Raw genomic sequence first — 9,607 nt, 5'->3', positions numbered from 1 at the left:
CTCCGGCAACGGCTCGGCGCATCGCGCAACCCGGTTGGCGCTCAGGCCAGGCCCTTCGCTAGCTCCAACGCCTGCCGTTCGAAGAGGCGGCGGTAAATGCCACCATCGAGATCGATCAGCGCGGCATGATCGCCGTCCTCCATGATGCGGCCACGATCGAATACGAGCAGCCGATCGAGCGAGCGGACTGTCGACAGCCGGTGTGCGATGACGAGTGTCGTTCGACCCACCATCAACCGATCCACCGCTTGTTGAATGAGCACCTCGGATTCCGAATCGAGGCTCGATGTGGCCTCATCCAGAATAAGGATCGGCGCGTTCGCGAGGAAGGCGCGCGCGATCGCCACGCGCTGGCGCTCGCCGCCGGAGAGCTTCAAACCCCTTTCGCCGACCAATGTCCCATAGCCCTTCGGCAGGGGCGCGATGAAGTCGTGCGCACTGGCCAGCCGTGCCGCTTGCTCGATCTCGGCCTGGCTCGCGCCAGGCCGGCCATAGGCGATGTTCTCGGCAAGCGACCTGTGAAACAGGATAGGCTCCTGCTGCACTATCGCGATCTGCGAACGGAGCGACTCTTGGGTTACTTCGGAGACGTCCTGGCCGTCTATCAGGATCCTGCCGCCGCTCAGGTCGTAGAGTCTCTGGATGAGCTTCACGAATGTTGTCTTGCCGGAACCGGAAGGTCCAACCAACCCAACCCTTTCGCCAGCTTCAATCGACAGCGAACATTCGCTATAGAGCGGCAGGGGATGGTTGGCGTAGCGGAAGTGGACGTTCTCGAAATCGATACGGCCCTTCGTGATCCGGATCGGCTTGGCCTCTGGACGATCGGCAACATCCAGCTGCTGATTGTGGATGGCCACCAGTTCTTCCATATCATTAACCGAGCGCTGCACGTTGCGTACATGCATGCCGGCATCACGCAGATAGCCCTGCAGGACGATGAAGGACGTGAGAACATATGCTATCTCGCCCGGCGTTGCCTGTCCATGCGACCACAGAAGCAGGGCATATCCGACCACCGCCACCCTGAGCGCAACCAAAGTGACGCCTTGGGTTGAGTCGATGATCGTTCCGCGCACCCAACTCCGGCGCGCGCGGTGCCGCCATTTGGTCATGATATTTGCAAGCCGCTCGTCTTCGCGGATCTCTGCGCCGAAGCCCTTGACCACAGCGTTGCAACTGACGGCGTCCGCAAGCGCGCCGCCGAGCCTTGTGTCCCATCGGTTGGCAAGGCTCGCCGCCGGCGCGACATAGCTGAGCGACAGCGAAATCGAAAAGGCAAGGTAGACCAGAGAGCCGCAAGCAAAGATCACGCCCATGGCCAGCCAGTGCCAGCCGAGCAGCGCCGTCGAACCTACCAAGATGATAAAGGACGGGAACAGAGTGCCCAGTATTGTGGTGTTTAGGAGGTCGAGCGCCCACATGCCGCGCGTTATCTTGCGCACTGTCGAGCCGGCGAAGCTGTTCGCATGCCAGTCTGTCGAAAAGCGCTGCACATGATGGAACGCTTCGGTCGCGACATCGGAAATCATTTTCAACACCAGGTCGTTCAGGCCAATGAAGGCGACGTGGCGCATGGCAATGGCACCGAGTGCCAATGCAATCGGTACAGAGAAGGCTGCAAGGGCCGAATGCCAGGCTGGTGCTGCCACAGCAGCGCCACCTGCAACAGCATCGATGAGACGACCTGAATAGACCGGCATCAGCACGTCAGCCAGCGTGGAGGCAAGCATCGCAGCCATGATGATCGCGAGCCGCACCGGCTGCCGGCTCCAGTGGCGGACAGTGAAGGCGAGTACGTCGCGACCAGTGGCGCCGCGTCCATGGACGGGGAAACGTTTCATAGTTTCCAAGCGGGCGCATCAACACGCTCGGTCCCAAAGAAGTTAAATGACAAAACTGGAATTTTGGACCTCCCCCACAACAGCATCAATTTTGGCGGGCAGCTCCTGCCGCCTCACGACGGTGAGGTTCAAAAGTCGTGCCAACTGAGCGGGAACAGCCGAAGGACAAATTCAGCAGGTTACCGAGCCTGGAGAAAGTCAGCCGCGATCCAGTCGAATACGATTGCTATGGCCAACTCGGGGAAGATTGGAAAAGAAGGGCCGATGTATCGATTGAATGTCGAACTTGTTCTTTCTCTACCCAATAAGCGGAGCGTGTGCCGGTAAACACGTGGTGCATCACGTTGCCTCGATCAAATAAGTACAATTGCAACGCAGCTTTCTCAAGTGCTCGGGGCTTAGGTGCTGACTTCAAAAACGCGCCGCGAATACTTTCCTGCCCATATTCCCTCAATCGAATGCTCGACTGTCGGATTGTGCGCTCCCCGACACAGTGCTGTTCGGTTCGCCTCCTGGGTACCTTGCTCCAGTCGGTTTACAACCTGAAGAAAGCTCCGCTCGCAAGGTGGCACGACTCTTGAGGGTACGTCTTTAGGTGGCGGAAGAAACTCCGGCTGTCGATTCCGCGCACTACGCATGTTGCGATGCTGGTGTGCACCAATGAGAAAGCAACTGAAGGAGAGATCGTGGAACTCCCGCGGATTGAGCTCGAGTTAGGTCTATTCCTCAACATGACTGATGATATCGCTCAATCCGAACAGTTGTTCGAACTGTTGTCCGCGTTTGCGCTGAAGTTCGATTGCCCGTGGATTGCCTATGGCCCGCTCGCATCAAAACAGAGGGTTTTCAAGCCGAACCGACAGGATTCTGTGGTGATGTGGAATTATCCTGCTGAATGGCAGGAGCGCTACTCGAGAATGGGCTATGCCAAAATAGACCCACTCATCAAGAAAGGTCGAAAGGAGGCAGGGGCCTTTCGATGGAGCGAGGTGTATACCGATGAAAGCATAACTGAAGATGGACGCCGCGTCTTGGACGAAGCAGCAACATTCGGCTTGAGGTCAGGCGTTACCGTCCCATTACATGGCCCTGCTGACAGCTTTAGGTTTATGAGTTTTGCTCAATCCTCGGACTGCGAATTGCAAAATAGAGCGATCACCTACCTGCAAATGGCCGCGCTACGGTTTCATCTGAGGGTTTTGAAGCTCGGCACTCCGACTGAACCGGAGCAAATTTATAAGCTCTCTGCGAGAGAAATAGAGTGCATTTATTGGGTGTCGAAAGGAAAATCGTCATGGGAAATAGGAACTATTTTAGGCAGATCACGAAATACGATAGATTTCCATTTAAAAAATGTAATGCGGAAGTTGGATGCGACCAGCAGAACGGTAGCTGTTGTAAAAGCTTTGGAACTTGGGATTATCGAACGGCAGTAGGTTGCGCAGCTAGTTCTCCGCCCGTAGTAGCGCGAGTGATAGCCGAGACGCTCCGGCGTGCGCTCGCTCTTCGAAGCATCCAGCGCATCGTCCATCTCGGCCTCGAGCACCTCCTGCATGACCGCGCGGATCACCTCGTTCAATCTATCCGGGTTCCAAAGCAGAATGTCTTTGACGGCAGCGCTGGCGGTCTTACTTTCTGTCTTGATCATGGCGGCGTTCCTTCCAGGGAATCGGTGACGTTGAACACCACCCTGTCATGACCGCCCACTCTCAGCGAATTTGCAGAACTCAGCACGCCATTCCGTCTTAAGCGACTGACGCATGAGTGATGTGTGTCCAAATCTGACAGCCGTCAGAAAACATGTCGGGTTCAAAACAGCGGAGCGTCTTGGGCCTGTCGGGCTTTTCGAAGCCCATCACGCAGTAACTGCGCGCCAGGCGCACTGGCACGGCCTTTGCTGGTCGAGGTGCGGCAATATAGGTTGAGGGTTGACCCGCATGAGAACACGGAACTCGCTCGATGAAGGGGTGATCGACCTCATCCAGAAAGCTTCTTTCCGGCGGGTTCGAGGGTGCTGTGCGCGCATCTCGGCGATGGGCCAGCGATCACCGGTTGAGGCTACATCTCCGGAGCGAGTGATGCCTCGAAAGATGCAATGCTGTCTCTGGTCCGACGCGCTCGAAGTTTGTGAGGAGTCGGCCCGGCAAATCGGCGAACCGGGCGGCTTAGGCTGCCAAAAGGGTAGATGGCCGCGTTGCCTCAGTAGATCAGCAGGCGGTGCCAGAAAGCCAAAGGCACACCATCGTGGCGCTTCGACGTAAGTAGATGGGAGTCGTCACCAGTGATTTTGCCGGAACTTCGCTTAGCAAACACAGCCGGCAGGGTTTTGGAGATAACGACGACCACGGGATGTGTCGTAGGATGTTCATATTGTCCCCAGGACAAGTTCGCGGTCCGGCAAAGAAAAGTGTCTCATGCGAGTCATCTGGGTCTTGAAGATTTCAAGCGGTGTCTAGCCCGCGTACCGGCTTCCGTCGACATTGGTTTTGCGGGATACTCCGAACCTTGGCTCAATCCGGACTGCACCGAAATGGTGGAGCACGCCTTCGCCAAAGGCCATGGCATCAGGATTTTTACGACGCTGGTGGGAATGAACGGGCAGGACCTGCAACGATTGCAAGCCTTGCGCTTGGGCGTATTCGTGGTTCATGTTTTCGATGATGGCACCTACATGAACAGCCGCCTGGTCGGAGACAAGTATCGCGATCTGGTTCGTCAACTCGTCGACGCGGATATCCCCTTGATCCGGTTCGTGGCTTTGGGCGAGCCCCACCCAGATATAGCCGACATTATTCCTACCGAAGCACTGATAAAAGCGCGGCCCATGAGCAGTAGGGGTGGAAGCGTCGACCCTAAGATCGTTGCACCACGCCAGCCAGTGGTCGGAGCCCTAACCTGCGTGGACGAACGACAGTATCGGAATGTTCTTCTTCCAAACAGCGACGTTACCCTGTGCTCCATGGATTTTGAACGGCGTCACGTATTGGGCAACCTTCTATATGAGGGTTACTCCGCTCTGTTTGAAAAGCCAGTTTTTCGCGAAATCGTCGATCGGATGAATGGAGCGGATGGTTTTCTGCTTTGCAGGATGTGTGAATTCGCCGACCCTAACGACCGGACCTGAGTGGATGCCGGCCGAGAGGGCGTGCCTGGCAATGTGGATGGCCCCCACGACAAATGCACCTGCCCGCGACGCCATCCGTGTTTTCGCCTGACGCGAGCATGATCCCGTAGGCGCGGCAGTCGGCCTCGAGCATTTCGGAGACGAGCTCATCGAAAGTGGTCTTCGCCTTCCAACCGAGCTTGCTGGCTGCCTTGGAGGCATCGCCGATCAGCAGGTCAACCTCGGTCGGACGGAAATAGCGTTTGTCGATACCGATGAGCGCTTGATTGCTTATGCATCACGGCCCACCTCGTCAACGCCTTCCCCCTCCCAGACGATCTCCTTTTCGACTCGCCTGAAGGCAGCAGCCCCAGCTGCGGCCGGGGATGGTTGCCATAGCGGAAAGTGGACGTTCTCGAAATCGATGCGGCCCTTCGCCAGCGCGTCTCCCGGTTGCTTCCGCCTGGCCCTACGAACGGGCTTTTCCGTCAAGGGCGCCCACGGCGGCTCCGCCCTCTTGATCCGGCGCCTCGGGCCAATCATCTCGCGCAAGAGATCGGAATCCGCAGTCTTCTCCAAGAGAGCGCGGCTTTCACTGTGTCATCGGTCATCAAATAGTTTTCTGAATCAGGTTGGTGTCCGCAGCCCGAGGTTGAACGGCGAATATTAATGACCGCCGCGAAGCCGCTCGCTCGCTACGGCGCTATTGAGGGGGCGCGCTCGCGAGCGGCTTCGCTGCCGCCGAGCTACACAACCTCTGGCGACGCGACCCTGCTAATCGTCCTTGGACTCATTCATTGTCCGGAGTCGCTGTGGGTAGGCGATGGGTGGGTACGTCAACTACCCGATCTCGTAGTATCGGTGCTTTCGCGGAAGCTTTAGAAGCCATCTTGTTGCAGCACATTCTGCGAAGGCATCCGAATGGAGGGCAACACAACCCAGCAATACTCGATGAGGATCCCGGCATCACCAGACCAACCAAAGCTTCCTCCGGCATTCTGCTTCAATGTTAGATGACGAACATCTACCGCAAACCACTAGCCATTAAACAGCTCTCTTCTTTGAACGACCTATGTGCAGAGGACTCAATATGAATACCGACCCTTTCACGGCCCATGAGTCCAACGTTCGTCGTTATTGCCGGGCGTTCCCTACCGTCTTTACGAAGGCCCTTGGGGCGACGATCTGGGACGAGACGGGTAAGCCCTTTATCGATTTCCTGGTGGGTTCCGGCGCACTCAACTACGGGCACAACAATCCGGATATCATGGCGCCGGCGATTGAATATCTCGTCGGTGAGAACATTCTTCTGTCGCTTGATATGCATACGGCGGCAAAGCGTGACTTCATTGAAGGGTTCGTGGATTGGATCCTGAAAGCCAGAGGCCTTTCGTACAAGATTCAGTTTCCTGGGCCGACCGGCACGAACGCCAACGAAGCGGCTCTGGCGCTAGCGCGAAAATACACCGGCCGCTCGAGCGTCATGGCCTTTACGAATGCGTTCCACGGCATGTCGCTCGGCTCTCTAGCGGTGTCGGGCTCGGCCTCAACCAGGGAACTGGGAGGCGTTGCTCGCCACGATGTGATCCGTGTTCCCTATGACGGCTATCCGAGCCAAGCTTTCGATTCCGCCAGTTACATCGACTGCGTTTTGAGCGACCCGGGGAGCGGCATAGAAAAGCCTGCCGCAATCATTCTGGAGACCATCCAGGCAGAAGGCGGCATGAACGCCGCATCCGCAGCTTGGCTCACGGAAATTCAGCGCATTTGCCGTACTCACGGCATTGTTTTTATCGTCGACGATATTCAGGCGGGTGCGGGCCGAACTGGCGATTTCTTTTCATTCGAGTCTGCGAAAATCGAACCGGATATTGTGTGTCTTTCCAAGTCCCTAAGCGGTTCAGGTAGTCCGCTGTCCATCGTTCTGATTCGACCCGACTTGGACATATGGAAGCCCGGAGAACATAGCGGGACCTTCAGAGGCAACAATTTCGCGTTCGTGACGGCAGGAGCCATGTGCAAGATGTGGTCGGATAGGAAATTTACTGCAGGTGTCGAGCGGACAGCCGTCAGGCTGCAAACGCACCTCGATCGGCTGGTTGCGAAATTTCCAAGATACATCGAACAGAAGCGCGGCCGCGGTCTGATGGCCGGCCTGAAATGCCGTTCACCGGCAGTTGTCGGCCGCGTGCACGATGTCGCGTTCGAAAATGGCCTGCTTATCGAATCCTCGGGGCCAAATCGAGACGTTATCAAAGTTCTCCCGCCGATAACCATCTCCGATGCCGAACTTGATCTTGGCATCACCATCCTTGAACACGCACTACAGGAGCAAGACAATGCCTAAGAAGATAACTCAAGTGCCTGCCATCTCCCCGGTTTCAATCAGAGAACGGATCGGCTCAATCAACACGGCGGAGATCATCTCGGTCCTGAAGGGTGAGCTCACCGCTCTGCACATCAAGCAAGCTTTCAGCACCGAAGTAGCCGAGGAGATCACGACGAACTTTATTGGAAGCTCCGGTCTCAGAGAGCGTAAAGATGGTGTGCCCGGACAATATGTCGGCGCATCTCACTACAGGAAGGATGCAGCCACCTATTTCGCAGACGCCGAAAACGCGCGGCCGTACGTCGATGCCCTTTTTAAGAATTTGGTTGACCCGGTTCGAGCAGTATTCGGGGCGTTGAAGCGAGAGCTTCACAACCAGGGAATCGAATTGCGGCTAGCCCGTTCCGAACACGGCCAGGCCAATGTTTGTCGCGGCCTCAGTTGGTCGGGCACAGGCACGTTTTCCTTGGATCCCCACGACGACGTCGCTCAAGTCTTACGTGCTGGCGATGATTACGAGCTTTCTGCGGTGGCGCACAATACGGTCGCAGCGCTCAACCTCTATCCCAGCATGCCTGAGGAAGGCGGCAATCTGAAGCTCTGGAGCCACAAGCCGACGGTTGCGGACCGGATATCGCAAGGTGTGGAGACCACTGGATATCCCTATTCGGCAGCCTATCTGGAGGCCGTCCCTTGCCGCGAATTCGAGCTCAAAACTGGGGATATCGCCCTAATCGATGGCGGCTTCGTTCACGGGGTTACCGGTCAATCAGGCAACGGAAAGCGTCGCGTGCTGCTGAATTGCTTTTTCGGATTTGCGCGGCCAGATCTTGTTCTCTGGTGGACCTGAAGTTCCAATTCGTTTAACTGCCGGCATCCGGCTGTATTCTTTGTAGCGGGTGACCTGCCACGGGTAATTTCCTCTAGTTGGGCCTGGTGTCCTGCCTCGTTTGAAGGACGGGCTGATGAAGAGAAGGCGGCTTATTGAAGAGCAGATCATCGCGGTATTTCGCGAGCACAGCTAGTGGGGTCTTGGGTGGGATTCCCTTTTGCCTGTGCGCATGCGAATCTGGCGCATGCGCACAGGGTATCTCTCACCGTCTCGCCTTCTGATCATCGGCGGCTGACTGCCCTGGTCAGCGACCGCAACAGTACGCAGAAGCATGTCTGGCGTGCCTAGATCGTGCTGTTGAGCGCCGATGGTGTTGGCACCGTCGAAATCATACGGCTGGACCGGCAAGTCCAAGACCTCGTCTGGCGGGCGTCTGGCGCTGGCAGGAGCAGACGCATATACCGTTGAGCATGCAGTAGAATGGGCTGTTAAGGCAAGCATGGAATGCCTTGAAGATGCCATTTTTGACGAGGAGTTCTTCAATGAGAATAATTCTGCCTGAATTCGAGGAGGCGCCGCGGAGATCACGTGGCCGAAACGTTCGCGCTGGCTTACAACGCGGACTAGGCCTGCAGGGCCACAATCTGGTTGAGCAATTGCGCCAGGACAAACTTTACAATAGGGCGATGGAACTGGCACGAAACCGGACGCTCCTGGGCGAGCGAAACCGAATGAATCTCTATCTCATCTTACGTTTCGGCTTCGATGGCCTGGCGGCCGGCCATGTCGTCGAGTTCGGCACTTATCGCGGCGGCAACGCGCTTTTTCTGGCCGCCGTTTGCAAGGAACTCTATCCCGACATGAAAGTATACGCTTTCGACACTTTCGGGGGGATGCCGCCAACGGACCCGCAGCGTGACACTTACAGAGCAGGCGATTTCAGTGATGCAGGATACGATGATCTGCTGGAGCTCATCGAGAGGCAGAAGATCGATAATCTCCATCTGGTTCGGGGGCTCTTCGAGGACACTGCCGAGGATGCGCTGAAAAATATAGGCTCGGTCCGTTTGTGCCATATCGACTGTGACATTTACAGCGCCGTGAAGTATAGCTACGACGTATCCCGAAAATATATGGTCGATGGAGGCTATTGGGTGCTCGACGACTGCCTGTATGCGGACTGCATAGGAGCCATGGAGGCGGTGGAGGAAGTGATGATTCAGCGGGACTGCCGCTTCGCGGAGCAGGTTTTTCCACATCTCGTCTATCGCAATTGGCCGTGAAGCCGAACCTGACCATTCCGCTGGCGTAAATCTGACAAGACAGTTCCTCTACCCGGAAAGATCCGAGCCTACCCGGAGGGAAACTATGGAGGTTCCCCTTGAGCCTGCGTCTGGTCGAGGAAATGCTGCTGGAGCGCGGGATCGTGGTTTCGTATCAGACAATCCGCCGGTGGGGCATCAAGTTCGGTCCGCATTACGCTCGCCGCTTGCGCCGCA

Annotated in this window: 8 protein-coding genes and 2 pseudogenes; 7 read left to right on the top strand and 3 right to left on the bottom strand. The window is 56.6% G+C overall.

Annotation, left to right across the window (positions count from 1 at the left end):
- Positions 1–41: 41 nt before the first annotated feature.
- Positions 42–1,844, bottom strand: coding sequence for an ABC transporter ATP-binding protein (locus EOA29_RS14925; RefSeq protein WP_029356491.1), 1,803 nt, complete (start codon positions 1,842–1,844; stop codon positions 42–44).
- A 644-nt stretch (positions 1,845–2,488) separates the two neighbouring features.
- On the opposite strand from EOA29_RS14925, the gene EOA29_RS14920 reads away from it, so the two are divergent.
- Positions 2,489–3,280, top strand: coding sequence for a LuxR family transcriptional regulator (locus EOA29_RS14920; RefSeq protein WP_240992584.1), 792 nt, complete (start codon positions 2,489–2,491; stop codon positions 3,278–3,280).
- A 17-nt stretch (positions 3,281–3,297) separates the two neighbouring features.
- Here EOA29_RS14920 and EOA29_RS14915 read toward each other — a convergent pair.
- Positions 3,298–3,492, bottom strand: a pseudogene (locus EOA29_RS14915) (transposase); the annotation flags it as partial.
- Positions 3,493–4,374: 882 nt separating this feature from the next.
- Between EOA29_RS14915 and EOA29_RS14910 the strand changes: the two are divergent.
- Positions 4,375–4,968, top strand: a complete 594-nt coding sequence (locus EOA29_RS14910) for an SPASM domain-containing protein (protein WP_127221090.1) — start codon at positions 4,375–4,377, stop codon at positions 4,966–4,968.
- Here EOA29_RS14910 and EOA29_RS42995 read toward each other — a convergent pair.
- A complete protein-coding gene (locus tag EOA29_RS42995) occupies positions 4,952–5,176 on the bottom strand; it encodes a hypothetical protein (protein ID WP_245468473.1) in 225 nt (74 codons plus the stop codon). The genes EOA29_RS14910 and EOA29_RS42995 overlap by 17 nt on opposite strands.
- A gap of 861 nt (positions 5,177–6,037) precedes the next feature.
- Here EOA29_RS42995 and ectB point away from each other — a divergent pair.
- From ectB to EOA29_RS14880, 5 genes and pseudogenes are all read left to right on the top strand, one after another.
- Positions 6,038–7,294, top strand: coding sequence for a diaminobutyrate--2-oxoglutarate transaminase (gene ectB / locus EOA29_RS14900; RefSeq protein ID WP_029356482.1), 1,257 nt, complete (start codon positions 6,038–6,040; stop codon positions 7,292–7,294).
- The gene (locus tag EOA29_RS14895; protein WP_029356481.1) at positions 7,287–8,126 is read left to right on the top strand and encodes a hypothetical protein; all 840 of its coding nucleotides are present in this window, start codon (positions 7,287–7,289) and stop codon (positions 8,124–8,126) included. The genes ectB and EOA29_RS14895 overlap by 8 nt, the downstream gene beginning before the upstream one ends.
- 349 nt (positions 8,127–8,475) lie before the next feature.
- Positions 8,476–8,670: a hypothetical protein gene (locus EOA29_RS42990; protein WP_240992582.1), complete on the top strand. Its 195-nt coding sequence runs from the start codon at positions 8,476–8,478 to the stop codon at positions 8,668–8,670.
- 169 nt (positions 8,671–8,839) lie between these two features.
- The gene (locus EOA29_RS14885) at positions 8,840–9,391 is read left to right on the top strand and encodes a TylF/MycF/NovP-related O-methyltransferase (protein WP_187331498.1); all 552 of its coding nucleotides are present in this window, start codon (positions 8,840–8,842) and stop codon (positions 9,389–9,391) included.
- 89 nt (positions 9,392–9,480) lie between these two features.
- A pseudogene (locus tag EOA29_RS14880) lies at positions 9,481–9,607 on the top strand (IS6 family transposase); the annotation flags it as partial.

It is taken from the genome of Mesorhizobium sp. M1E.F.Ca.ET.063.01.1.1 (genome assembly GCF_003998155.1).
Classification (GTDB): domain Bacteria; phylum Pseudomonadota; class Alphaproteobacteria; order Rhizobiales; family Rhizobiaceae; genus Mesorhizobium.
This window is presented reverse-complemented; position numbering and strand designations above follow the sequence as displayed.

Coding starts and splice junctions, on each gene's coding strand:
- EOA29_RS14925 (WP_029356491.1), bottom strand. CDS start 1,844: ATGAAACGTTTCCCCGTCCATGGACGCGGCGCCACTGGTCGCGACGTA.
- EOA29_RS14920 (WP_240992584.1), top strand. CDS start 2,489: ATGCTGGTGTGCACCAATGAGAAAGCAACTGAAGGAGAGATCGTGGAA.
- EOA29_RS14910 (WP_127221090.1), top strand. CDS start 4,375: ATGGTGGAGCACGCCTTCGCCAAAGGCCATGGCATCAGGATTTTTACG.
- ectB (WP_029356482.1), top strand. CDS start 6,038: ATGAATACCGACCCTTTCACGGCCCATGAGTCCAACGTTCGTCGTTAT.
- EOA29_RS14895 (WP_029356481.1), top strand. CDS start 7,287: ATGCCTAAGAAGATAACTCAAGTGCCTGCCATCTCCCCGGTTTCAATC.
- EOA29_RS42990 (WP_240992582.1), top strand. CDS start 8,476: ATGGTGTTGGCACCGTCGAAATCATACGGCTGGACCGGCAAGTCCAAG.
- EOA29_RS14885 (WP_187331498.1), top strand. CDS start 8,840: ATGAATCTCTATCTCATCTTACGTTTCGGCTTCGATGGCCTGGCGGCC.